The organism is Bradyrhizobium sp. P3_C3, assembly GCF_056402655.1.
This window is the reverse complement of record NZ_JBFUGY010000006.1, coordinates 32,194-56,369: the sequence shown is the minus strand read 5'-3', so window position 1 is coordinate 56,369 and position 24,176 is coordinate 32,194. Positions and strand designations below refer to the sequence as shown.

The 24,176-nt window shown below is 64.8% G+C and carries 25 protein-coding genes; 13 read left to right on the top strand and 12 right to left on the bottom strand.

All coding sequences use genetic code 11. The features are described 5' to 3' along the window. Positions 1-2 precede the first annotated feature (2 nt). The 6 genes from AC1DW2_RS09105 to AC1DW2_RS09080 are packed head-to-tail and all read left to right on the top strand — an operon-like array spanning position 3 to position 4,967. Positions 3-758 carry an ABC transporter permease gene (locus AC1DW2_RS09105; RefSeq protein ID WP_477005795.1) on the top strand — a complete coding sequence of 252 codons (756 nt, stop codon included), beginning with the start codon at positions 3-5 and terminating at the stop codon, positions 756-758. Continuing rightward, entirely contained in the window at positions 737-1,543 is an 807-nt protein-coding gene (locus tag AC1DW2_RS09100; protein ID WP_247308847.1) for an ABC transporter ATP-binding protein, read from the top strand. The genes AC1DW2_RS09105 and AC1DW2_RS09100 overlap by 22 nt, the downstream gene beginning before the upstream one ends. A gap of 7 nt (positions 1,544-1,550) precedes the next feature. Further along, positions 1,551-2,360: an ABC transporter permease gene (locus AC1DW2_RS09095; RefSeq protein WP_477005794.1), complete on the top strand. Its 810-nt coding sequence runs from the start codon at positions 1,551-1,553 to the stop codon at positions 2,358-2,360. A 9-nt stretch (positions 2,361-2,369) separates the two neighbouring features. Beyond that, positions 2,370-3,029, top strand: coding sequence for a polysaccharide deacetylase family protein (locus tag AC1DW2_RS09090; RefSeq protein WP_477005793.1), 660 nt, complete (start codon positions 2,370-2,372; stop codon positions 3,027-3,029). 3 nt (positions 3,030-3,032) lie between these two features. After that, the gene (locus tag AC1DW2_RS09085) at positions 3,033-3,887 is read left to right on the top strand and encodes a fumarylacetoacetate hydrolase family protein (protein WP_477005792.1); all 855 of its coding nucleotides are present in this window, start codon (positions 3,033-3,035) and stop codon (positions 3,885-3,887) included. Between the two features lie 36 nt (positions 3,888-3,923). Beyond that, positions 3,924-4,967: a 5-methyltetrahydropteroyltriglutamate--homocysteine methyltransferase gene (locus AC1DW2_RS09080; protein WP_477005791.1), complete on the top strand. Its 1,044-nt coding sequence runs from the start codon at positions 3,924-3,926 to the stop codon at positions 4,965-4,967. A 91-nt stretch (positions 4,968-5,058) separates the two neighbouring features. Here AC1DW2_RS09080 and AC1DW2_RS09075 read toward each other — a convergent pair whose 3' ends face one another. Beyond that, positions 5,059-6,066, bottom strand: a complete 1,008-nt coding sequence (locus AC1DW2_RS09075; RefSeq protein WP_477005790.1) for an alpha/beta fold hydrolase — start codon at positions 6,064-6,066, stop codon at positions 5,059-5,061. Between the two features lie 83 nt (positions 6,067-6,149). On the opposite strand from AC1DW2_RS09075, the gene AC1DW2_RS09070 reads away from it, so the two are divergent. Next, positions 6,150-7,229 (top strand): alpha/beta fold hydrolase, encoded by a 1,080-nt coding sequence (locus AC1DW2_RS09070; protein WP_477005789.1) that lies wholly within the window; start codon positions 6,150-6,152, stop codon positions 7,227-7,229. A 159-nt stretch (positions 7,230-7,388) separates the two neighbouring features. Here the strand turns inward: AC1DW2_RS09070 and AC1DW2_RS09065 are convergent, their stop codons facing one another. Further along, positions 7,389-8,147: an SDR family NAD(P)-dependent oxidoreductase gene (locus AC1DW2_RS09065; protein WP_477005788.1), complete on the bottom strand. Its 759-nt coding sequence runs from the start codon at positions 8,145-8,147 to the stop codon at positions 7,389-7,391. A gap of 167 nt (positions 8,148-8,314) precedes the next feature. Between AC1DW2_RS09065 and AC1DW2_RS09060 the strand changes: the two genes are divergently transcribed. Genes AC1DW2_RS09060 through AC1DW2_RS09035 form a run of 6 tightly spaced genes read left to right on the top strand, consistent with a single transcriptional unit; the run spans position 8,315 to position 14,177 of the window. Further along, positions 8,315-9,574 carry an extracellular solute-binding protein gene (locus AC1DW2_RS09060; RefSeq protein WP_477005787.1) on the top strand — a complete coding sequence of 420 codons (1,260 nt, stop codon included), beginning with the start codon at positions 8,315-8,317 and terminating at the stop codon, positions 9,572-9,574. A 2-nt stretch (positions 9,575-9,576) separates the two neighbouring features. Further along, entirely contained in the window at positions 9,577-10,515 is a 939-nt protein-coding gene (locus AC1DW2_RS09055; RefSeq protein WP_477005786.1) for a carbohydrate ABC transporter permease, read from the top strand. Further along, complete coding sequence (locus tag AC1DW2_RS09050) at positions 10,508-11,356, top strand: carbohydrate ABC transporter permease (RefSeq protein ID WP_477005785.1); 849 nt, start codon at positions 10,508-10,510, stop codon at positions 11,354-11,356. Before AC1DW2_RS09055 ends, AC1DW2_RS09050 begins: the two co-directional genes overlap by 8 nt. Positions 11,357-11,378: 22 nt before the next feature. Further along, the gene (locus tag AC1DW2_RS09045; RefSeq protein WP_477005784.1) at positions 11,379-12,476 is read left to right on the top strand and encodes a Gfo/Idh/MocA family protein; all 1,098 of its coding nucleotides are present in this window, start codon (positions 11,379-11,381) and stop codon (positions 12,474-12,476) included. Positions 12,477-12,486: 10 nt separating this feature from the next. After that, on the top strand, positions 12,487-13,131 hold the full coding sequence (locus tag AC1DW2_RS09040; protein ID WP_014496439.1) for a ThuA domain-containing protein: 645 nt from the start codon (positions 12,487-12,489) through the stop codon (positions 13,129-13,131). After that, positions 13,128-14,177 carry a LacI family DNA-binding transcriptional regulator gene (locus AC1DW2_RS09035; protein ID WP_477005783.1) on the top strand — a complete coding sequence of 350 codons (1,050 nt, stop codon included), beginning with the start codon at positions 13,128-13,130 and terminating at the stop codon, positions 14,175-14,177. The genes AC1DW2_RS09040 and AC1DW2_RS09035 overlap by 4 nt, the downstream gene beginning before the upstream one ends. Before the next feature lie 71 nt (positions 14,178-14,248). Here AC1DW2_RS09035 and AC1DW2_RS09030 read toward each other — a convergent pair whose 3' ends face one another. The 10 genes from AC1DW2_RS09030 to AC1DW2_RS08985 are packed head-to-tail and all read right to left on the bottom strand — an operon-like array spanning position 14,249 to position 24,176. Next, complete coding sequence (locus tag AC1DW2_RS09030; protein WP_477005782.1) at positions 14,249-14,875, bottom strand: FMN-dependent NADH-azoreductase; 627 nt, start codon at positions 14,873-14,875, stop codon at positions 14,249-14,251. A gap of 3 nt (positions 14,876-14,878) precedes the next feature. After that, positions 14,879-16,453: an isochorismatase family protein gene (locus tag AC1DW2_RS09025; protein ID WP_477005781.1), complete on the bottom strand. Its 1,575-nt coding sequence runs from the start codon at positions 16,451-16,453 to the stop codon at positions 14,879-14,881. 22 nt (positions 16,454-16,475) lie between these two features. Then, a complete protein-coding gene (locus AC1DW2_RS09020; RefSeq protein ID WP_028147221.1) occupies positions 16,476-17,324 on the bottom strand; it encodes an N-acyl homoserine lactonase family protein in 849 nt (282 codons plus the stop codon). Positions 17,325-17,359: 35 nt separating this feature from the next. Further along, on the bottom strand, positions 17,360-18,244 hold the full coding sequence (locus tag AC1DW2_RS09015; protein WP_477005780.1) for an amidohydrolase family protein: 885 nt from the start codon (positions 18,242-18,244) through the stop codon (positions 17,360-17,362). Next, a complete protein-coding gene (locus tag AC1DW2_RS09010; protein WP_477005779.1) occupies positions 18,241-19,362 on the bottom strand; it encodes a vWA domain-containing protein in 1,122 nt (373 codons plus the stop codon). The genes AC1DW2_RS09015 and AC1DW2_RS09010 overlap by 4 nt, the downstream gene beginning before the upstream one ends. Continuing rightward, positions 19,359-20,240, bottom strand: a complete 882-nt coding sequence (locus AC1DW2_RS09005; RefSeq protein WP_477005778.1) for an AAA family ATPase — start codon at positions 20,238-20,240, stop codon at positions 19,359-19,361. The genes AC1DW2_RS09010 and AC1DW2_RS09005 overlap by 4 nt, the downstream gene beginning before the upstream one ends. An 8-nt stretch (positions 20,241-20,248) precedes the next feature. Next, a complete protein-coding gene (locus tag AC1DW2_RS09000) occupies positions 20,249-21,271 on the bottom strand; it encodes a xanthine dehydrogenase family protein molybdopterin-binding subunit (RefSeq protein WP_014496431.1) in 1,023 nt (340 codons plus the stop codon). After that, on the bottom strand, positions 21,271-22,863 hold the full coding sequence (locus AC1DW2_RS08995; RefSeq protein ID WP_477005777.1) for a xanthine dehydrogenase family protein molybdopterin-binding subunit: 1,593 nt from the start codon (positions 22,861-22,863) through the stop codon (positions 21,271-21,273). The genes AC1DW2_RS09000 and AC1DW2_RS08995 overlap by 1 nt, the downstream gene beginning before the upstream one ends. A gap of 11 nt (positions 22,864-22,874) precedes the next feature. Next, positions 22,875-23,351: a (2Fe-2S)-binding protein gene (locus tag AC1DW2_RS08990; RefSeq protein ID WP_477005776.1), complete on the bottom strand. Its 477-nt coding sequence runs from the start codon at positions 23,349-23,351 to the stop codon at positions 22,875-22,877. A gap of 6 nt (positions 23,352-23,357) precedes the next feature. Then, a complete protein-coding gene (locus AC1DW2_RS08985) occupies positions 23,358-24,176 on the bottom strand; it encodes an FAD binding domain-containing protein (RefSeq protein WP_354237674.1) in 819 nt (272 codons plus the stop codon).

The following is a 24,176-nucleotide window of genomic DNA, read 5'->3' as shown; positions in this document are numbered from 1 at the left end:
CGATGCAAAGCACGTTCGTCATCAACCTTGCGCGGATCGCGATCATCATCGCGGTCCTGGCGCTGTGGGAGGTGCTGCCGCGCACCGGCATCGTCAATCCGCGACTGCTGCCGTCGGCGTCCGATACCTTTGCAACGCTCGGTGATCTGCTGCAGCGCGCGGCCGTGCAGAAGGATCTGATGGTGACCGCGACCGAGGTGTTGGCCGCGTTCGCGCTGGCCGTGCCCTTCGGTGCGGTGATCGGCTTCCTGGTCGCGGAGAACCGCTACTTCGCGGACGTGGCCAAGCCGCTTTTGTTCTTCGCCTTCAGCATCCCGAAGTCGATCTTTCTGCCGATGTTCATCCTGGTGTTCGGCGTCGGCTTTGCCCAGAAGGTCGGATTCGGCTTCTTCTCGACGATCTTCATCGTGATCATGTCGACCACGACGGCGGTGGAGTCGGTCAAGGTCGAGCACTTGACGGTGGCGCGTTCCTATGGTGCCACGCCGATGCAGACTGCCTTCCGGGTCTATCTGCCGAGCATGCTGCCGGTGCTGCTGGAGGCGTTGCGGATCTCCATGATCTTCAACCTCACCGGCGTGATTTTGGCGGAGATGTACGCCTCGCGCGACGGCATAGGCCACCAGATCGCGACTTGGGGCGAGAACTTCCAGATGAAGCAGCTCCTCGCCGGCGTCGTGATGGTCGCCGCGATCGCCATGACCTTCAACGAACTTGTCAGATGGGTGGAAACGCGATGCAGCCATTGGCGAACGTGACCCCGTTGAAGCCCGCCGCGCGGGCCGGCGCGATCGAGGTGAAGAACGTCGGTCAGGTCTTCAAGACGAGGTCGCAGGACGTCGTCGCGCTGGAGGACGTCTCGCTCGAGGTCAAGCCCGGCCGTTTCGTCGTGCTGGTCGGCCCGAGCGGCTGCGGCAAGTCGACCCTTTTGATGATGATGGCGGGGCTGCGCCAGCAGACCTCCGGCACGATCACCATCAGCGGCGCGCCGATCCTGCAGCCCGACCCCAACAGGGTCGGTGTGGTGTTCCAGGAAGCGAGCCTGTTTCCCTGGCTGACGGCGGAGGACAATGTCGAGTTTCCGCTGGCGCTGCGGGGCGTGCCCAAGGCCGAGCGCCGCGCCAAGGCGCAGGATGCGCTCAAGCTGGTCGGCCTCGACGGCTTCGGCAGGCGTCATCCCCACGAACTCTCCGGCGGCATGAAGCAGCGCGTGTCGATCGCGCGCGGGCTGGTGCAGGACCCGCCGGTGCTGCTGATGGACGAGCCGTTCGCCGCCCTCGACGAGCAGACGCGCATGACCATGGGCGACGAGCTGCTGCGGATATGGGCCGCGACCGGCAAGACGGTCGTCTTCGTCACGCACAGCCTCACCGAAGCCGTCTATCTCGCCGACGAGGTGATCGTGATGTCGGCGCGGCCGGGCCGCATCGTCGACCATCTCCAGGTCCAGCTGCCGCGGCCGCGCACGTATGAGATGCTGAGCGGCGACGCCTTCGGTGCGCTGCGCGACCGCATCTGGCGGCACATCCGCAAATCGGCGTGAGGCTGATATGAGCGCCAGAATAAGTGCGAAGACGCTGCGATACCTGATCGTGATCGGCCTGATTGCGCTGTGGGAGTTGCTGCCGCGCACCGGTCTCATTCCCGAGCTGTTCCTGCCGTCACTGTCATCGACGCTGATCGCCGGATGGACCGATGCTGCGGAATACGGTCATGCGCTCGCGGTGACGCTCTATGAGGTCGTGGTCTCCATGGCGTTCGCCTGCGGCGGCGGCATCCTGCTCGGCGCCATCGTCGGCAGCCTGCCGCGTCCGCGCGTCCTGATCATGCCGATGGTGTCGAGCCTGTATGCGGTGCCGCTCGTGATCCTCTATCCCGTCTTCACGGTGTGGCTCGGCATCGGCTCGGAGTCCAAGATCGCGTTCGCCTCGATCTATGGCTTCCTGCCGACGATGCTCGCCACCGCCGCCGGCATCCAGACCATCGATCCGCAGCTCCTGCTCGCGGCACGCAGCATGGGCGCGACGCTGAGCCAACGGTTGGTTCGCGTCATCATCCCGGCGGCGATTCCGACGGTGCTGTCGGGCCTGCGTGTCGGCGGTGCGCTGGTCATCGTCGGCGTCGTCGTCTCGGAGATGCTGATCTCATCGGCCKGCATCGGCTATCTGATCTCGCGCTACCGCACAATTCTCGATAGTCCGCACGTGTTCGCGGGCGTGCTGCTCGTGCTGTTCCTCGCCATCGCCTTCAACGCTGCGATCCGCTGGATCGAGCGCAAGGCGGCGATCTGGCAGACCGGCACGCGGGCCGGTCAGGCCAATGACGAGATCGCGTCGAGCGCGATGCAGCCGGCGACCTGAGGTATTTGTGTGTACGATTTGACCCTGACATTCGACAACGGCCCCGATCCCGATGTAACGCCGCGCGTGCTCGATGTTCTCGCCGGGCGCGGCATCAAGACCACCTTCTTCGTCATCGGCGAGAAGCTCGCTGACCCCGCGCGGCGCGGCCTTGCGGTGCGTGCGCACGGGGAGGGGCACTGGATCGGGAATCACACGTTTACGCACACCATTCCGCTCGGTGAGCAGGCAGGTCGCGAGACGGCAGAGAACGAAATCGGCCGCACGCAGTCTGCGATCTCTGATCTCGCGCATCCCCAGCGCTGGTTCCGGCCGTTCGGTGGCGGCGGCAATCTGGATGCGCGGCTGCTGAAGCCATCCGTCGTCGACTATCTCACCCGCAACAAACACAGCTGCGTGCTCTGGAATGCGATCCCGCGGGATTGGGACGACCCTGATGGCTGGACCGAGCGCGCACTCGACCAATGCATCCGGCAACCCTGGACGCTGATGGTGCTGCACGATCTTCCGACCGGTGCGATGAATCATCTCGAGCGGTTCCTAGACCGCGCCGAAGCCGCCGGCGCGCGCTTCCGCCAGGATTTCCCGCCGCAATGCGTTCCGATCCGCAGCGGCGAGATTGCGCTTCCGATCAACGACTATGTTTCCTCCATCGAAGAGAGTGTTTGACTGATGAAAGTTGCAAGCTTCACGATCGCCGGCACCGCGAGCTACGGCATCGCCACCGACAAGGGCGTCATCGACGCCGGCAAGCGCCTGAAGGCATTTCCGACGCTGAAGGCGCTGCTGGCGAAGGGATCGCTCGACGAGTTGAAGAAGCTCGCTGTCGAGAAGCCCGACTACGCGCTGCAAGATGTCGCGCTGCTGCCGACCATTCCCGATCCCGACAAGATCTTCTGCATCGGCGTCAACTATGCCACGCATCTGGCCGAGAGCGGCCATCCGACGCCGGCGCATCCGATGATCTTCACCCGCTTCGGCAACAGCCAGGTCGGCCATGGCCAGCCGATGATCCGGCCGCTGGAATCGGAGCGTTTCGATTATGAGGGCGAGATGGCCGTCATCATCGGCAAGGCCGGCCGCCGCATCTCACGCGATGCCGCGCTCAGCCATGTCGCCGGCTATGCCTGCTACAATGACGGCAGCATCCGCGACTGGCAGCGCCACACTTCGCAATTCGCGCCGGGCAAGAATTTTGCCGGCACCGGCGGCTTCGGGCCCTGGATGGTCACGACCGACGAATTGACCGACGTCACCAAGCAGACGCTCATCACGCGCCTCAATGGCGTCGAGGTGCAGAAGGCCCCGATCTCTGATCTCGTTTTCGACGTGCAGGCCTTGATTGCTTACTGCTCGACGTTCACCGAGCTTGCGCCCGGCGATGTCATCGTCACAGGCACGACCGGCGGCGTCGGCGCCTATCGCACGCCGCCGCTGTGGATGAAGGGCGGCGACGTCGTGGAGATCGAGATCTCCGGCATCGGCATCCTGCGCAACCCCGTCGAGGACGAGGGACGCGCGGCCTGATCGGCTGCACTCAACAACAATAAGAAGGAGAATCCCATGCCCATGCCAACGCATATCCTGCCGACCACGGTGGTTGGCAGCTACCCGCAGCCGGAATGGCTGGTGAATCGCGCCATGCTGTCGAAGGTGGTGCCGCGCACGCGGTTGCACGACATGTGGCGGTTGCCGGCAGAGCATCTGGAGGAGGCGCAAGACGATGCGACCATCGTCGCGATCCGCGACATGGAACGCGCCGGCATTGACATCGTGACCGACGGCGAAATCCGCCGCGAGAGCTACTCCAACCGCTTCGCCACCGCGCTCGACGGCATCGACGGGGACAATCCCGCGATGATCGTGGCGCGCACCGGCAACACGCAGACCCCGGTGCCGCGTGTCGTCGGTCCCGTCAAGCGCAAGGGCCCGGTCGAGCTGCACGACATGCAGTTCCTGCGCAAGAACACGGATCGGGCCGCCAAGATCACTTTGCCGGGCCCGTTCACGATGAGCCAGCAGGCCAGGAACGAGTTCTACAAGGACGAGGAAGAGTTGGCGATGGCGCTCGCTGAGGCCGTCAATGCCGAGGCGCTCGATCTGCAGAAGGCAGGCGCGGATGTGATCCAGCTCGACGAGCCCTGGGTGCGCAACAATCCGGATCTTGCCAAGCGCTACGCCGTCAAGGCGATCAACCGTGCATTGCAGGGCATCACGGTGCCGACGGTCGTGCATCTCTGCTTCGGCTATGCCGCGGTCGTGCCGGGCTCGAACAAGCCGGCCGGCTATTCCTTCCTCGCCGAGCTTGACGACACCATTGCCGACCAGATCTCGATCGAGGCCGCGCAGCCGAAGCTCGACCTCGGCGTGCTCAAGGACCTGTCGTCGAAGAAGATCATGCTCGGCGTGCTCGACCTCGCGGATCCCGCGATCGAGAGCGTCGACACTGTGGCCGCCCGTATCCGCAACGGCCTGAAATACGTCTCGCCGGACCGCCTGGTCCCGGCGCCCGATTGCGGCATGAAGTACATGCCGCGCGCAACCGCGTTCGGAAAACTGAAGGCGATGTGCGATGCGGCGGCCATGGTCCGGCGGGAGATCGGCTGAATAGAGCTGGGCCGGCGAGGGTCGTTCGTTCGCCGGCTATCGCCTGGCTGTGGCCAGCCTGGTCGAAGTCTGCGCGGGCGTCAGCTGCCGTTCAAGCCGACAGGAATTTGGTTAGATGCTCCGTTGTGTCGGTCGGGTTTTCCTCGGGAAAGAAGTGACCGCCCTTGACGGCCCGACCTTGTACGTTGTCGGCCCACTTCTTCCAAATTCCCAATGCGCCGCCATTCTGCTCGTAGAATGTATCAAGTGGCCCGCCGGAGGCCCACAGGTGCAGCATAGGGCACTTAATGCGCCTGCCTTCCTTCTGGTCCGCCTTGTCATGCTCGATATCCAGGGTTGCGGCCGCGCGGTATTCTTCGCAGATCGCATGCACCCGGGCCGGATCGCGGTAGGTTTCGATGTATTCCGCTTTCACTTCGGGGCCGAATGAGCCCTGGCCGAAGGGATTGTCGAATACCGCGTCTGGCGCACCGATCAGGTATTTTTCGGGAAGCGGTGCCTTCTGCGAGAGGAGGCTCCATGGCCAGTAGGTCATGGCGAACTTTGCGTCGGCGTGGCCCCAGGCTTCCGAGATCGGCAGCACGTCAAACACTGCGAGACGCTGCACCTTCTCCGGGTGATCGAGCGCAAGGCGGTAGGAAACGCGACCGCCGCGATCGTGTCCAACCAGATCGAATTTGGAAAAGCCAAGCTTATCCATCACGGCGACGAGCTCATTCGCCATCGCCTGCTTTGTATAGGGATAGTGATCCTCCGCAGAGGCGGGAACGCCGCTGCGGCCATATCCACGAAGATCGACGCAGATGACCGTGCGATTACCGGCGAGATGCGGCGCGACATGACGCCACATCAGGCTGGTTCGCGGAAATCCATGGACCATGAGCAGTGGGGATCCTCTCCCGTAGCGCCTGATGAAAATGGTGTTGTCATCGGTCTTGATCTCCTTTGTCTCGAAGAGATCGGAAGCGTTCGAGGTGGAATTGTTTGGGGATTGGCCGGCCGCGCGCCGCGGTAGAAGCGCCAGTGATAGAGCGGCGCTCGATGCAGCGGTCATCACCTGGACGAAGGTGCGGCGCTCGATCTTTGTCTTTTCTGTCATCCCTGAGGTCCTTCGAGGTTCGCGCGACGCTCCTGGCAAACGCCCCCCTCAATGACGACGCGGTGAGACATGTTAGCACCTGCGTGGAAGCGCGCTTTCGCAGGATTAGCGTCACTGAACCGTTCGTGCTGATGATTTCGGTCATCCCGCTGGCGCGATGGGGCAGAGGCGGGAAGCAGTCGGGAAGTGATCGCTGGAATGATCCTCCGCCTGTAACCAATTTGGTCGCGTCGCCGAATAGCGGAGGTCAGGGTGAGCGGAGGTGCGTCAACGCACGCCGCCAGAGCAATGGAGGATTCATGTCCGACGAAATCAACCACGATCGCCGGCGTTTCGTTGGTGCTGCGGCAACGACAGTTGCGGCAGCACAATTCGGCGTGATCGCGCCGGCGGTTGCAGATCCCCGAGCGAGCAAGAAGGTCGCCCGCGACGTCAGCAGAAGATCGGAAGCGGCGGGGACGGACGCCACCGTCGTTCTCGTCCATGGCGCCTGGGCCGACGGTTCAAGCTGGGCGCACGTCATTACGCTGCTGCAGTCCGAGGGACTGAAGACGATGGCCGCGCCGATTCCGCTCACATCGCTATCAGATGATGTTGCGGCGCTTGAACGAGCGCTGGAGCGGACAGACGGGCCGGTTGTCCTTGTCGCGCATGCCTATGCCGGCGCCGTGATAGGTGCGGTCACTCAGGACAGAGTGCGGTCGCTGGTCTTCATTTCGGCTCTCTCTCCCGACGAAGGCGAAACAGTCGCGCAAATATTCTATCGCGACAAGCCGTCGCCGGAGGCGCCGAAACTCACCCCCGACAGTCATGGTTTCCTCTGGATGCCGAACGACCGGTTTGGCGCGGCCTGGTGCCAGCATGCCCGACCTGAGCAGGCTGCGCTCCTGGCTGCGATCCAGCGTCCCATTGCCGTCGCGGCAATCCAGGAAAAGGCTCCGAAGGCCGCATGGAAGGCAAAGCCGTCGTGGTACCTTGTCGCCGAGGAGGATCGAATGATCAATCCGGCGACACAGCTATTCCTGGCACGACGGATGGGTGCGCAGGTTCGCTCCGAGAAAGTCGATCATGCATCGCCGATCACCGCGCCGAAGCTGGTCGCCGGAATGATACGCGAGGCCGTCACCAACTCACGTCCGAGCGTCACGCAGCAACACGGCTGAACTGTCGCGGTGTGAGCTGATTGAAAGTGCCATTGGCATCTTTTCCAATAGGCTTCGCGACCTCGGCTTGTGCAAACAACTGGACGGAGTCACCCGCTGACTCTTAGTCAGCGGGGCCCGGGTTCGTGCTCTGGTCCCGCCCACGACCCTCAAAGCATCTCACACCCAGCCGCCATCCACGACGTAGTGCTGAGCGGTGCAGGCGGAGGCCTCGTCGGACGCGAGGAACAGGGTGAATTTCGCGACCTCGTCCGGTACCAGCCGGCGCTTCAGGCACTGTCGCTGCTGCAGTTCGATCTCGCCCGCCGGCGTCATCCATTTCTCGAGCTGGCGCTCGGTCATGATCCAGCCCGGCGCGATCGCGTTCACGCGGATGTTGTAGGGACCGTAATCGCGCGCGAGGGAGCGCGTCAGACCGACGACGCCCGATTTGCTGGCCGTGTACGCGGCCATGCCGCCTTGTCCGGCCATCCACGACACCGAGCCGAAATTGATGATGGCGCCGGCGTTCGCCGCCTTCATGTCCGGCAGCACGGCTTGCGAGGCGAAGAACTGGTGCTTCAGGTTCACCGCGATGCGGTCGTCCCAGTATTCCGGCGTCATCTCCTCGGTGTTGTGCCGTTCGTCATGTGCGGCATTGTTGACGAGGATATTGATCGCGCCGTGTGCTTTGCGCGCCTCGGCGACGCCGGCGCGCAACGCGGCGATGTCAGTCAGGTCGACGCGCTGGAAATGCGCAGCCAGACCCTGATCCGACAGCTCGCGTGCGAGACGTTGGCCCTCGTCGGCTTTGATGTCGAAGAACACGACATTGGATTTCTGCTGCGCGAAGCGCCGCACGATCGCAGCCCCAATCCCCGATGCGCCACCGGTGACGAGAACGACCTTGCCGGCAAGGTCGGAATAAACGGCGGCCATGGGCACCTCTCAAATTGCGTTGCGGGCGGTGCGAGGCGCCGCCCAGTTGTCCCGCCAACCTTAGCCATTCCCGGCGTGAGGTGCATAGATCAGAATTTTAGTTGCGTACCTCAAAAATCGAAGGCAGGATTGCAGCCAAAGAATAAGAGCCGGTTGGGAGGAATGTGATGAGACTGCTCGGGAAGCTGGGACTCGCCGCCGCCGCATGCCTGCTTTGGGCCAACTCTGCCGCGGCCGACACGACGGTCAAGTGGCTGCACATCGAGGCCAATCCGGCCCAGGTGAAGATCTGGGAGGAGGTTGCGCGCGCCTATGAGGCGTCGCATCCCGGCACCAAGATCGAGATGCAGTTCCTCGAGAACGAGGCCTACAAGGCCAAGCTGCCGACCATCCTGCAATCCAAGGACCGGCCGAACATCATCTACAGCTGGGCCGGCGGCGTCCTGAAGACGCAGATCGAGGCTGGCGTCCTCGACGACATCACCGATCAGGTGAAGGGTTACAGCGACAGCCTCACGCCGGCGGCGCTCGCCGCCTTCACAGCCAACGGCCGCGTTTACGGTCTTCCGACCGCGCTGTCGCAGGTCGGCTTCCTCTGCAACAAGGAGCTGATGGCCAGGGCAAAGGTCGATCCTGCGGGGATCAAGAGCTGGGACGACCTGCTTGCAGCGGTGAAAACGTTGAAAGCCGCCGGCGTGACCCCGATCGTGGTCGGTGGCGCCGACAAATGGCCGCTGCACTTCTATTGGACGCATCTTGCGGTGCGCGTCGGCGGCAAGCCGGCGTTCGATGCGGCGCTGCGCGGCGAGGACGGCGGCTTCGCCGGGGAGACCTTCCGGAAATCCGGCGAGCTGTTCAAGCAGCTGGTCGATCTGCAGCCGTTCCAGAACGGTTTCCTCGGCTTCAAGAATCCGCAGGCGGTCGGCTATTTCGGCGATGGTAAGGCGGCGATGACGCTCGCCATCAGCACGGTCTATCATTTGCAGCGCGCGCTTGCCGCCGACAAGGTCGGATTGAGCGAAGACAAGATCTGCTGGTTCGACTTCCCGGTGGTGGCCGGCGGCAAGGGCGCGCCAACCGATACGCTCGGCGGCATCACCGGCTGGCTGATCACCAAGGGCTCGCCGAAGGAGGCCGTCGATTTCCTGAAATACTTCGTCTCCAGGGACGTGCAGACGCGGCTTGCAGCGGGCAACTTCATCATCCCGGTGGTGCAGGGCGCGGATGCCGGTCTCAACAACGCCTTCATGAAGCTGATCGCGGCCAATCTGGCGAAGTCGAACTACCACCAGAACTTCTATGACCAGAGCCTCGGCCCCTCGGTAGGCCGTGTCGTCAACGACGTTACCGCCGAGATCGCCGGCGGCAGCATGAGCCCGCAAGACGCGGCCAAGGCGATCGAGGCGGCGTGGAAGCAGGGTAACTGACGGTGGCACGCCGGGCCGCGAGCGTGTCGGCGATGGACGTTGCCGGTGAGCTCCCGCAGGTCGCCGAGCGCGGCCCGAGCTGGGACGGCAGGCTGACGGTCCTGATCCTGTTCCTGCCGCCGGCGCTGCTGTTGTTCACGTTGTTCGTGGTGCTGCCGATTGGCGAGGCGGCCTGGTACTCGACCTTCAACTGGAACGGGTTCGGCAGGCCGACCAACTGGATCGGCTTCGACAATTACCGCTTCGTGCTGGAGACACGCGCCTTCTGGCTCGCGCTGCGCAACAACGGGCTGATCATCGCTGTTTCGCTCGCCATCCAGTTGCCGCTTGCGCTCACGCTGGCCTTGATGCTCGCCGAACGCTTTCGCGGGGCGGTGGCGCTGCGCATGCTGTTCTTCATGCCTTATATCCTGGCCGAGATCGCGACGGGGCTGATCTTCAGCTTCGTTTACGACGGCGACTACGGCCTTGTCGCCTCGATCTGGCGGACCTTCGGCGCCGAGCCCCCGCATCTGCTGGCCTCGACCGATACGGCAATGCTGGCCGTGCTGATCGTCGTCGTCTGGAAGTACTTCGGTTTCCACATGATGCTGTTCATCGCGGCGCTCCAGGGCCTCGACAAGAGCCTGATCGAAGCCGCGCGCATCGACGGCGCGACGCGTTCGCAAGCCCTGCGACACGTGGTCATCCCCTTGCTCTATCCGACGATTCGCCTCTCGGTGTTCTTCGCCATCGTCGGCTCGCTGCAGCTGTTCGACCTCGTCATGCCGCTGACGCGCGGGGGGCCTGCGGACTCCTCGAACACGCTGGTGAGCTTCCTCTACAACAACGGCATCTCCCGCATGCGGGTCGGATATGGCAGCGCCATCGGTGTCATTCTGTTCACGATCTGCGTGACCTTTGCCTTCACGTACAAGCGATGGTTCATGCGTGATGAGTAGCACCGAGACCAATCGTACGCCGTTCGATCCCGCCGTGCTGTTCAAGGCGATGTTCCTCGCCGTCGTTGCCGTCTTCGTGCTGGTGCCGCTGCTCGCGACCTTGCTCGGCGGCTTCAAATCGCTCGGCGAACTGCGCGTCAATCCGTTCGGCCTTCCGCATCACTGGGAATGGCAGAACTATGCCGACATCCTGTTCTCCACGCGCTACTGGCAGCTCTTGCGCAACTCGCTGATCATCTCGACGCTCACGGTGACCCTGACCCTGATCGTCGCCTCGATGGCGGCGTTCACCTTCGCCCATGTCAGGTTCTACGGCTCATCGATGCTGCTGAGCTACCTGACGCTCGGCCTGCTGTTTCCGGCCGCGACCGCGGTGCTGCCGCTCTTCATCAAGGTGCGCGATCTCGGGCTGCTCGATACCTATTTTGGCGTGGCGCTGCCGCAGGTGGCCTTCAGCCTCGCGATGAGCGTGCTGCTGCTGCGGCGCTTCTTCAAGGACATTCCCTACGAACTGCTCGAGGCCGCGCTGGTCGACGGCTGCAGCTATATCAAATTCTTCCGCTATGTGACGCTGCCGTTGTCGCGACCGATCCTGGCGACCGTCGGGACCATCACTTTCGTCAATAGCTGGAACGCCTATCTGTTGCCGCTGGTGATGCTCAACACCGATGCGCTCTATCCCTGGCCGCTCGGCATCATGGTTTATCAGGGCGAGTATTCGTCCGAGTGGAACCTGATCCTGGCCTTCATCACGCTGACCATCCTGCCAACTATCATTCTCTTTCTTCTGGCGCAGAAGCACATCGTCGCCGGTCTCACCGCAGGCGCGGTCAAGGGATGAACGATACCTTACGGAGATCACAATGAGAAAAGTCGGCATCGGAATCATCGGCTGCGGCAATATCAGCACCGCCTATCTGAAGGCGGCCCAGCGCTTTCCGGTCATAGAAATCAAGGCGCTGGCCGACATGCGCAGCGATGCGGCAGAGCGGCAGGGCGCCGCCTTCGGGCTGCCAGCGATGCGGGTCGATCAACTGCTCAAGCGGGAGGATGTCGAGATCGTCATCAATCTCACGGTGCCACTCGCCCACACCGACGTCAGCCTCGCCGTGCTGAATGCCGGCAAGCACGTTCATTCCGAGAAGCCCCTCGGCATCAACGTTGCGGAAGCTCGCAAGGTGATGGATCTCGCCGCGCAGAAGGACCTTCGCGTCGGCTGTGCGCCCGATACGTTCCTTGGCGGTGGGCACCAGACCGCGCGCAAGCTGATCGACGATGGCGCGATAGGCACGCCGGTCGCGGGCAGCGTCTTCTTCGGCTGCCCTGGCCATGAGCGCTGGCACCCATCGCCGGGCTTCTATTACCTTCGCGGCGGAGGGCCGATGCTCGACATGGGGCCGTATTACATCACGGATCTCGTGCAGCTGCTTGGCCCGGTCGCGAGCGTGATGGGCTCGACCGCGCGTCCGAAATCCGAGCGGTTGGTCACCAGCCAGCCGATGAACGGCACCCTTATCCCGGTCGAGGTTTCGACCCATGTCGCCGGCACGCTCGAATTCGAGAGCGGGGCGGTCGTCTCGATCGCGATGAGCTTCGACGTGCCGAAGCACCGGCACGCGCCGATCGAGATCTATGGCGACAAGGGCAGCATGCTGGTGCCGGACCCGAACCGGTTCGGCGGCGAGGTGCAGGTCGCGAAGACTGGCGGTGAATGGGAGCCGGTGCCGCTGACCCACGGTCATGTCGATGGCGAGTTTCGTTCCATCGGTGTCGCCGACATGGCCTCCGCGATCCTGAACAACCGTCCGCATCGCGCCAGCGGCGCGCTCGCTTTCCATGTGCTCGAGGTGATGGAGGCGTTCCAGACCTCCGCCGACGAAGGACGCCGCGTCAAGATCGGCAGCTGCGTCGAGCGGCCGGCAATGCTGCCGGCCGGACGTGAAACCGGACAGATCGACTGAGGGAATGACCATGCGCAAGGCAATGATTGTATGGGGCGGCTGGCCGGGACACGATCCCGATCTCTGCGCCTCGATGATCCGCGGCTGGCTGAAGGCGGAAGGCTTCGAGGTTCGGGTCGAGACCACGACGGCGGCGTTCGCCGATCCCGCGATCCACGATCTGTCGCTGATCATCCCGATCTATACCATGTCGAAGATCGAGAAGGCGGAAGCGCTCAATCTCTGCGCGGCGGTGCGTGGCGGCGTCGGGCTGGCCGGGCATCATGGCGGCATGTGCGATGCGTTCCGCGAGTCCGTGGACTACCAGTTCCTGTGCGGCGGGCAGTGGGTCGCGCATCCCGGCAACATCATCGACTACAAGGTCGACTTGACGAAGCCGGATGACCCCATCATGAAGGGGCTGAAGAGTTTCGAGCATCGTTCCGAGCAGTACTACATGCATGTCGACCCCGCCAACGAGGTGCTGGCGACGACGACCTTCACGGGCGAGCACGCGCCCTGGATCGACGGCGTGGTGATGCCTGTGGTCTGGAAGAAGCGATACGGCGCGGGCAGGGTGTTCTACTCCTCGCTCGGCCACCGCGCTTACGAGCTCGACGTACCGGAGATCCGAACGTTGATGACCCGCGGCATGCTGTGGGCCGCGCGGGAATGACAGCCGGTGCGACGCAGCCGGCGGTTCGCGCCACGCTGGAGGACGTCGCGCGTGCGGCGGGCGTTTCGCTCGCAACCGTCGACCGCGTCGTCAACCGGCGAGAGGGCGTGCGCGCCAAGACCGTCGCACGTGTCGAGGCCGCGGTGGCAAAACTCGGCTATCGGGGCGATGTCGCGGCCGCGCGGCTCGCCCGCGGGCAAACGTTCCGCTTCGCCTTCGTGCTGCCGAGCGGCAGCAACAGCTTCATGACCAACCTGGCCGAGCAGGTCCAACGCACCGCGGACTGGCTCGCCGGCCACCGCGGCTTCATCGATATCCTCCATGTCGACGTGTTCGATCCGGATGTGCTCGCCGGTGCGCTGGAAAACCTGTCGCCGGCCTATCAGGGCGTCGCCGTCATCGCACTGGACCATCCCAGGGTGCGCGCCGCGATCGACGAGCTCGCCGCGCGCGGGGTCGCCGTGGTGACCCTTGTGTCGGACGCGCCGAGTTCGCGCCGGCTCCACTATGTCGGTATCGACAACCCGGCCGCGGGGCGAACTGCGGCAACGCTGATGGGACGTTTCCTCGCCGGCCGCGAGGGGACGGTTGCTGTGATCGCGGGATCGTTATCGCTGCGCGATCACACCGAGCGGCAGTTCGGCTTCCACCAGATCCTGTCCAGCGAGTATCCGAACCTGCTCGCGCTGCCGGTGATCGAAGGCCGCGACGACAGCGAGCGCACGCGGGAGCTCACGGCCGCGCTGCTGGCGCGCCACGCCGATCTCCGCGGCATCTACTGCTGTGGCGCCGGGAACCGCGGCATCGCCAATGCGCTGGAGGCCTTGGGCCGCGCGCGCGAAGTGGTCTGGATCACGCACGAGCTGACCCAGTACACGCGGCGTTTCCTGGTCCGCGGCACGCTCGATGCCATCATCAACCAGGATCCCGGTCACGAGGCGCGGTCTGCGGCGCGAGTTCTGCTCGCGCATTGTTCGGGTGAGCCGATCAGCCCCGACCAGGAGCGCATCCGCATCGATATTTTTCTGCGGGACAACCTGCCGTGATTCGCGTACGCGGGTGATGCGCAGCTTGCTTCGATAGGTGTCGCGAAGCGCCGGAGCGTCCTCAACAATGCTCAGAAGTTCGCTGCCATTGCGGCGAGGTGCTGATGGGCTCTTTCGCGGGCAGCCTCGATGGGCTGTTGCGGTCCGGTGGTTGGCCCAATCGGTACGAAACGGACATTGCTGATACCGATAAAGCGCAAAATTTCCCGCAGGTAAGGCGTTGCCATGTCGATGCGCCCGCGGTTCATTCCGGTGGCGAAATCGCTGCCACTGGCGAGGATCACCGTGGTTGGCCGGTCCGTCAGCAGCGGGACATATCCCAGGGAGGGATCGAACCGAAAAGTGAGCCCGGGCTGGACGATGACATCGAACCATTGCTTGAGCTTGTAGGGAATGCTGAAGTTCCACATGGGCGTCGAGATCAGCACCCGATCGGCCAGTGAAAAGCGCAGCGCCATCCGCTCGGCCTCCGCAAAGCTGTCCCGTTGCGCGTCGTTGAAGGGCTGCGCCTTCATCCGCGCATATTTTGCCTCGACGATGGGACCTGCGAATTCCGGCAGCCGCTCGCGCCAGAGATCCACGACGTCGATATCCCAGTCCGGACGGGCCCGCCGAAACCCGTCAAGAAAGACGCGCGCGCCGGCGCTCGACTCGGAGTCGGCGCGGGGCGAGCAGGAGAGGTGCAAAAGCTTTGCCACCACTCATCCCAGCGCTCTGATGACGGCATCCGCCCGGGTGACGACGGCGACGTTCTGCATGGCAAAGTTGATCGAGGCGGAGTGCCAGTCGGCATTCATGGTCGAGCAGCAGTCTTCCGGCACGATCATGAAATAGCCCTTGTCGGCGCCGGTGCGCGCGGTGTGCTCGACCGACATGTTGGTCCATGCGCCGGTGTTGATGATCATGTCGCGCCCGGTGGCTTTGAGGATCGTCTCCAGCCGGGTGCCCTCCCAGGCGCTCATCCGCATCTTCTCGACGACGAAATCGCCGGGCCGCGGTTCGAGGCCCGAGACCGGGGCGGCGCCCCAGCTGCCGCGCACCATCGCCTTGCTGTCGACGAGACCCTCGAACAGCGGTGCGTTCAGCGTCACGCCGGGGGCGCCGGGCTCGACCACAAACCAGACGTGGATGATAGCGACGCCGCGCGCGCGAGCTGTCTCCGCCAAGCGCCGGACGTTCTCGACCACATGCTGTTGCTTCGCATGACCCGGTGCGCCTGACTCGGCGAACGCGCCGCCATCCATGATGACGTCGTTCTGAAGATCCTGGATGATCATGGCGCAGCGGCTCGGATCGAGCCGCATCTCGCCGTCGGCCAGGATGGGCGCCGCAGAGGCGGGGCCGGCACTTGCGCCGCCGCTGCCGCGTTTGCCGCTCATATAGGGCTCGTGGCGCGGCCCGGCCTTGGTCGGGATCGCATAGACCGAATGCGTCGACGTCAAATAGAGCGTGCGGAAGTCCGGGCCACCCCAGGCAAGGTTGGCGACGAGCTCAGGCACGCGGACCTTCCCCAGCAACTCGCCGCGCGGCGAATAGACCCAAACACCGCCGGGGGCGGTGACCCAGACATTGCCATGCTGGTCGCACTTCATGCCGTCGGGCAGGCCCGGCTCCAGCTCGGAGCGGATGCCGCTCGCGAATACGCGCGCGTTCGACAGCGAGCCGTCGCCGTTGACGTCGAATACGCGGATCAGCGCCTGCACGGTGTCGTTGACATAAAGCAGTTTCTCGTCGGGCGAGAAGCACAGCCCGTTCGGCTGGTCGAACAAATTGCGGTCCACCACGAGCGTTGGCTCGCCGCCGGGCATGACGCGATAGACGCCCTGGAAGCCGAGCTGGCGCGGCCGCTCGACACCATAGACCGGCATGCGGCCATACCAGGGATCGGAGAAATAGATGGCACCGGAGGAGTGCACGCAGACGTCGTTGGGGCTGTTGAGCTCCTGTCCCTGGAAGTGCGAGGCCAGCACCTCGCGCCGCCCGTCCGGCCGCTCACGGATCAGCGACGAGGTCGCGTGCTCGCAGACGATCAGATTGAGCTCGGCATCATAGGTCATGCCGTTGCACTTGTTCGACGGGCGCTTGACCTCCGCGACGCCGCGCCGCGCATCCCAGCGCCGCCGCACGTCGCCGGGCATGTCCGAGAACAAGAGATAATGATCGACCGGATGCCAGATCGGCCCCTCCGTGAAGTCAAAACCCGTTCCGACCTGCGCGACCGGCGCGTAGGGGTCGATCACGCTCTCGAATTCGGAGCGCAAGGTGACGTGCGTCATCGGTCGATATCCTCAGGTCACGTCAGGCAGGGAACCAGTTGCGCGCAGGCAGCGATTGCACGATCGGGCCGGGGACCTGGTCGTGCAGCCGTCCAACGACCATGCCGCCCTCGATCTTGGCCGGCCTGTCGTGCACGGGCAGCAGATAGCGCGAATTGCTGAGCAGCTTCTTGATCGACGCCTTCTCGGCCCGCTTGCTGGTGCCGTGGTTTCCCGTCGTCCGCGGCTCCCAGTCGTGGATCTCGTTGAATGGCGTGACGATCTGGTCGTTGAAGTCGTAGATCACGTCGCCGCAGATCGTCGCGATTCCGTCGGCTGTCTCGACGATGACGTTCATCGATCCCTCGGTATGTGCATTGGCCGCATCGCAATAGACGCCGGGCATCAGCTCGATAGGACCTGTGATCTCGAGGTCGAGGAAGCGCAGCGCACTCTTGGTGTGCAGTCGGTCGATGAGATGCTTGATGTCGGGCGCCGGATATTGCGGGTGCATCAAGCCGGAAACGGAATATTCGAGTTCTTTCCGGTTGAGGACGACGGTCGTGTTCATCGGAAACAGATCGTCCTTGCCGGCGTGGTCGATGTGCAGATGGGTGTGGCAGACGAAGCGGACGTCGCCCATGCGCACGCCGTGGCGGGCGAGCTGGTTCTCGATCATGTGCTCGTGGTATTGCAGGCCGCGCATCCCGAGCGTTTCCATGATCTGGTTGGAGCGGTAACCGGTATCGACCACGACCGGATATTTGCCGCCGAGGATCAGAAAGCCGAGGGTGAGGACGCGGCGGGTGCGGCCGCAGTCGCGGCCGAGAACCAGAAAGCTCGATTCCAGCTCGATATCGCCATAGTCCAGGATCTTGATCTCCAGCGCCATTCGTTTCCCTCTCTGTTCTGTTCTGTTCTTGTCTGTCAAAGCCGATAGACGCGCGTTGCCGTCGTCCTGAAAATTGCGTCCTGCTGCTGGGTCGTCAGCTTCGCGGCCGCCGCACGAAAGGCGTCGACGAGCTCCCGATAGCTGGTCCACAATTTCTCGATCGGAAAATTGGAGCCGAACAGGCAGCGCTCCGCGCCGAAAATCGCGACGGTATCGGTAAGGACGGCCGCGATGTGCGCGGGATCGTTGCTATGGATGAAGGTGCCGAGCCCGGAGAGTTTCGAGACCACGTTCGGACAGACCGCGAGCCGGGCCATCCCGGCGCGCCAGGCGGCCCGGCCCGCGGGCGAGAGGTCCTCCAGCATGCCGGCATGCTGGAGGATGAAAGTCACCCTGGGGCAGGACTCGGCGAGTTGCGCCGCGTCCGGCATCTGCGGCGTGAAGACCTGGAGGTCAAAGCTCCAGCCGTAGTCGGCCAGGCGCGCAATGTTGCGGCGGACCATGGGATCGACGCAGAGATCGGGCTTGGCCGCGAAGCGATAGAGCGGATTGTCGTGCCAGTGCAGCTGCATGCGCACGCCGCGCACGAGCGGATAGCGCTTCAGGCGATCGAGTTGCGGGCGCACATCGTCGACGGCGAAATCGGCGTAGGCGACGACGGCATGCGGCCAGCCGTGCGCGTCGGCGGTCTGCTGGACCCAGGCTGCTTCGTCCTCGAAACGGTCGTTGGCCCAGTTGGTCTGGACATAGACCGAACGGGTGACGCCGGTGCCCTTGAGGTCGTCGAGATATTCCCGGATCGGATAATCGCGACGGATCGGCTCGTAGGGTCCAAAGATGCGCGGCTGCATCGGGCCGGTCAGCCAGGGCAGGTCGGCCTGCCGCCAGATGTGATGATGGCCGTCGACAATGTCGCTCACGCCGCTCTCCTCCGTCCCAACGTCAGAATGTGCGCGACGATCGACGCGCTTGAACCGCCGTCCACGAGATCATCGACGAAGCGCTGGATGGCCACCAGCGCCTCGGTCTGCGGGCGGAAGTCCGGGCCCGTCGCGAGCGGCGTCAGCCAGCTCACGCGCCAGGCGCGCCGCGACAGCTTTGCGACCGCGTCGCGTAACGCATCGACTTCGCCGCGCTCCAGCCCGTCCGACACGACGACGACGGCCGCGCCTCGCGCGTAACCACCGAACCGCGGCACCGCGAGGAAGGCTTGCAGCGCGTCGCCGATGCGGGTGCCGCCATCCCAGTCGCTGACGAGGTGCGCCGCCGCGCTCAGCGCCTGCTCGCGACGCTTGAGGCGCAATGGGCGGGTGACGCGGGTCAGCCGCGTGCCGAAGGTGAAGACCTCGACATTGGGCGCGGCCTGTACCAGCGCATGCGCGAGCTTCATGTTCTCCTCGGTGCGCGTCTTCATCGAGCCGGAGACGTCAATCAGCAGCAGGAGTTTTCGTCGGCGCGGGCGCCGCTTCAGGTGCCCGAGCCGCAGGATCTCGCCGTCGTTCCGGACACACTCGCGCAGGGTTCGGCGAAGGTCGGCAAACGGCCCGCGGCGGGCGCGCATGCGCCGGTGGCCGCGACGCTGCGGCAGGCGCCGGGAGGCCTCGCGCGCCAGGCGGCGGAGCGCGTCGGTGGCGGAGAGTTGGGCGAAGCGGCGCTCCACCAGCGCCTCGGTGCGCGTCGCACTGAGGCCGGATTCGTTGGCTTCGTCGGAAAACAGGGGGGCCTGTTCGCCGCGGCCCTCTTCCTGGAGCCGGACAGTCTCGTCGTCCTCGCCGTCATCGATATGTTCGATGGCTTCGCTGCCGCGGAAGTGCAGGTCGAACAGCCGGTCGAAGGTCGTGCGGCGCTCGGGTGGTGGGGCGAGCGTGGCCAGAGCCGATTGCCTGATGTCGTTGAGGTCGCGCGGCCCGAGCAGCTCGATCGCGGCGAGATAGGAGGTGGTCTGCTCGGGCGCGACGGCAAAGCCGTTGGCGCGCAGCAGCGCGACGAAGGAGACGAAGATGCGGGCAGCGCGCGGAAGCCCCGGCTCGGTGCTCATGCGGTTGCCTCCGCGAGCATGACGTCGAGCCGTGGCGAGATGAAGTGCAGGTCTTCCTCGTCTTTCAGCGCCACGCCGATCGAGCGTTTGAAGGCGTCGGGCCAGCGCGCACCGCCCTTGTGAAGGAGCGTCGCCGCTTCAGCCCAGTCGACGGCTTCTGCGATGCCTGGTGCCTTGCTGAGCGGCTCGCGGCGCAATTTGCCGACGGCCGCGACGACGGCCCGCGCTGTCGCCTCGGCGACGCTGGAGGCCCGCAGCATCACGATACGCGCCTCCCGCTCTTCAGTGGGATAGTCGATCCAGTGATAGACACAGCGGCGGCGCAGGGCTTCGTGCAGGTCGCGCGTCCGGTTCGATGTCAGCACGACGACAGGACGTTCGGCCGCGCGCACCGTGCCGCGTTCCGGGATCGAGATCTGGAAGTCCGAGAGAAACTCGAGCAGGAACGCCTCAAACTCCTGGTCGGCGCGGTCGATCTCATCGATCAGCAGCACGGTGGAGTCGGGTGCGCGAAGCGTCGCCAGCATCGGCCGCTCAATCAGAAACGTTTCGCCATAGATGTCGATGCTCTCGTCGCCAGCCTGGCGGATCGCGAGCATCTGGCGTGGATAGTTCCACTCGTAGAGTGCGGCCGAGGCGTCGATGCCCTCGTAGCATTGCAGGCGAATGAGACGGCGGCCGAGGACGGCGGCGATGGCTTTCGCGGCCTCGGTCTTGCCGACGCCGGGGGCGCCCTCGAGCAGGAGCGGTTTGCCGAGGGCAAGTCCGAGATAGGCCGCGGTCGCGAGCCCTTCATCGGCGAGGTAATAGGCTGCCCGAAGCGCCTTCTCCAGCGCTTCGGGGTTGTCGATGCCAACGATGTTGGTGCGAACTGCCATGGCCAGTCTCAGCGTCGCGCCTGTGGCCGCGCGCCGCCCTGGGTCTTGATCGCGCGCAGCACCTTTTCCGGCGTAATCGGCAGATCGTCGATACGTACGCCGACGGCGTTGAAAATCGCATTCGCGACAGCCGGCAGCACGGGATTGGCGCACATTTCGCCCGGTCCTTTGGCGCCGAACGGGCCATCCGGCGCGGGGCGCTCCAGCACGGCGATATCGTGCGGGCAAATGTCGCCCGGGCCGGGCATCAGATATTCGACGAAGTCGCGGGGGCCGTGAACGGGGTCGGGATAATGAGGCTCCGTCGTCTCGTAGAGCGCGTGGCTGATGCCCATCCAGGCGCCGCCGACGAGCTGCTGCTCGACCAGGCGCGGATTGAGCGCGCGGCCGAGCTCATAGGCGGAGTCCATGCGGACCATCGCGACTTCACCGGTCTCGTCGTCGACCTCGACCTCCGCCACGAGGCAGGCATGGGCGTAGCAGGTCGCCGGCGACATCTCGCCGGTTTCGGGGTCGACGTTGGACAGAGGCACGAGAAATATGCCGCGGCCGGAAATGGTCTTGCCCTGCTTGAACTGGGCGGCGATGGCGACGTCCTTGGTCGAGATCGAACGATGCGGCGCACCCTTGACGTGGATGTTGCCGCGTCCGTCGGTTTCGAGATCGGCGGCGTTGACCTCGAGCTCCTCGGCGGCTGCTTCCATCATCACGCCGCGTGCCTCGCGGGCCGCGGCCATCACGGCATTGCCGACGCGATGGGTGCCGCGCGAGGCGAAGGAGCCCATGCAATGCGGACCGGTGTCGGAATCCGCAGTGTCGACATAGACGTCCTCGACGGGAACGCCCAGCGTCTCCGCGCAGATCTGCCGCGTCACCGACTTCATGCCCTGGCCGAGGTCGATCGACGACAGCGCCACCGTGAACTTGCCGCTCGGGTTGGAATGAACCAACGCCTGGCTGGGATCGCCGCCGAGATTCATGCCGATGGGATAGTTGATCGACGCCATGCCGCGTCCGCGATGCCGGGTCATCAGCGCCTCCTGGTGCCGAACACGGATGAGAAGCGGGGCGCGCCATGCGAGGGCGCGGCCGGCCGCGGTGGAGGTGGCGACGGCGCAGGGGGCGGCGGCTCGCGCGGTGGTTCGCGGGTGACGGTGGGCGGGAGCCGGTCATAGCTGGTGCGCTGCTGGACTGGCGCGGCCGGCCGGCTGCGCGAATCCGTTGGTGTCGGCGGGATAACGGCACGGCTGCCGCCGCCGTCCTTGCGCGACGACGCTCGCTTGAACTCCTCTCGGATCGGCCATTTCGCCTTCTCGGCGGCGACCTGGACGCATTCGATCAGTGCGGTGTTCTTGGCTTCGCGCCGATGCGCCTTCATGTCGCCGTCGCGATAGGCATTGAGGATCCGGAACTCCATCGGGTCCATGCCGACGAGGTTCGCCAGCTTGTCCATCTGGCACTCGATCGCAAAATCCATCGCGGTGACGCCGAAACCGCGCATCGCCGTCGCGGGCGTCCGGTTGGTGAAGACGCAATAGACGTCGCCATAGACATTGGGGATCGTGTAGGGCCCGGGCAGATGCGCGGCGCATTTCACGGCAGCGTAGCTGGAAAGCCTCGTATAGGCGCCGCTGTCGAAATAGGCGCGGATTTTTCGCGCGATGACACGGCCGTCGCGCATCACGCCGTCCTTGATGTAGATGCGCTCGGCGCCGCGGGGCGGGCCGTATTGCATCTCCTCCTCGCGTCCGAACACGTAGCGGACGGGACGCCCGGTCAGCATCGCGCCCAGGATCGCGAGCGGCTCGGTCAGCGTATCCACCTTGCCGCCGAAGCCGCCGCCGACCGTGCCGCCGATGAAGTGGAAGGTGTTGGATGGCAGGTCCAAAATCTTGGCGCAGGTGTCGACCGAGAAGAACAATGCCTGCGTCGAGGTGTAGACGACGTAGCGGCCGTTGGTGTCGGGCGCGGCGATCGCGCCATTGGTTTCGGTCGGCGCGTGCTCGATCGGAGACATCTGGTAGCGCTGTTCGAGCACGTGGTCGGCGGTCGCAAGCGCAGCGTCGGCATCGCCGAAGCGCAGCTTCTGGTGATCATGGACGTCGTGATAGATGAAGGCATTCTTCGGATAGGTCTCGTTGACGACGGGCGCCCCGGATTTGAGCGCGTCCTCGACGTCGAGCACGACCGGCAGCTGCTCGTAGTCGATCCGCACCTTTGCGATTGCCTCGAACGCCTCGCGCTCGCTGTCCGCGACGATGGCGACGACCGGTTCGCCCTTGTAGCGGACCTTGTCCGCCGCCAGCGTAGGCTCGTCGTCCTTGCCGAAGTTGATGAGGCTGAGGAGCGTGTTGAGATTGCGCGGCACGTCGGCGCCGCGGATGATCCGGCGTACGCCGGACGAGCGTTCGGCTTCCGTGGTGTCGATATGGCGCAACCGCGCGTGCGCCTGCGTCGAGCGGACCACTTTCAGATGCAGCATGCCCTGAAGCTTGTGGTCGTTGAAATAGCTCGACGTGCCCGTGACATGGCCGAGCATGTCCTGGCGCTGCGTGCCCTTGCCGATCTCATTGAGATTGTCGTCGCGCTCGTCGGCGAAAATATCCTTGCGCAGTTCCAGCATGACAAGATCCTTTAGGCGCTGGCCCGGCCGCCCGAAGCGGCGAGGATGGCATCGATGATGGGTTCGTAGCCGGTGCAGCGGCAGATGTTGCCGGAGATCGCCTCGACGACCTCGGTGCGGCTAGGCTGCGGATTGCGATCGAGCAGCGCCTTTGCGGCCATCAGCATGCCCGGTGTGCAATAGCCGCATTGGGCGGCAAAATTGTCGGCGAAGGCACGCTGGAGCGGATGCAGGTTCGGGCCCTGCTTGAGGCCGTCGAGCGTTTCCACCGATCGGCCGGCGACGGTTTCCGCCAGCGTCAGGCATGACAGGTGCAACTCGCCGTCGATCAGCACACTGCAGGTGCCGCAGCCGCCCTGGCCGCAGCCGAATTTCGGCGTCATATCGCCGATCAGTTCGCGCAGAGCGACCAGCAGGTTGGTGCCGCCATCGACGAAGATCGCGACGTCGCGGCCGTTATGACGAAATTGCAGGGCGGTCTTGGCCATGACGAGCTATTCCTGACCCGAGAGGAGACGGCGCAGATGGACGCCGGCGATCTCGCGGCGATACCAGGCGCTGCCGAGCGCGTTGTCGAAGGGGGAGGTGCCCTCGGTGACGGCGGACGCCGCAGCCCCGATGGTCGCGGCATCCAGCGAGCGTCCCTCGAGCACACGCTCGGCGGCGCGGGCCCGAATCTGGGTCGGCGCCATCGAGCCCAGCGCGATCCGTGCCCCCGCAATTCGTCCGCCGCTGATCGGCAGATGGGCTGCGAGCGTAATGACGGAGCCGCCCTTTGGCTTGATGCGGGCAACCTTGTGGTAGCGGAAGGCGTCCGCGCTCGCCGGCCGTGCGCAGGACACCGAGAGCACCAGCGTGCCGGCCTGCCGCTCGCGCGACTGCAAGAACTCTTCGATGGCGATGTCGCGCGTGCCAAAACCGCCCTGCACGGCGACGGTGGCATCGAGCGCAAGCAGCGCCACCGTGAAGTCGCCATAAGGACTTGGCGCGAACAGGTTGCCCCCGACCGTGCCCATGTTGCGCACCGCAGGTCCGCCGATCGAGCGGGCAGGGGCGTGCAGGAAGCCGAGGTCGCGCTCGGCAAGGATTTTTGCAAAGGTGATGCCGGCCCCGAGCGTCACGCGCGGGCCCGACGCGTCAATCCGGGTCAGGGCCTGGTCGCTGGCGCGGATGACGGTCGAGACGGAGACGTCACCCTCGTTCAGCGCCCGCATCACCAGCGTGCCGCCGCCGAGATAGCGTGCGCCACGATCTGCCGACAGCGCGCCGGCCGCTTCGCTGGTGCTGGCAAAAGTCTTCACTGTCACGGCCAT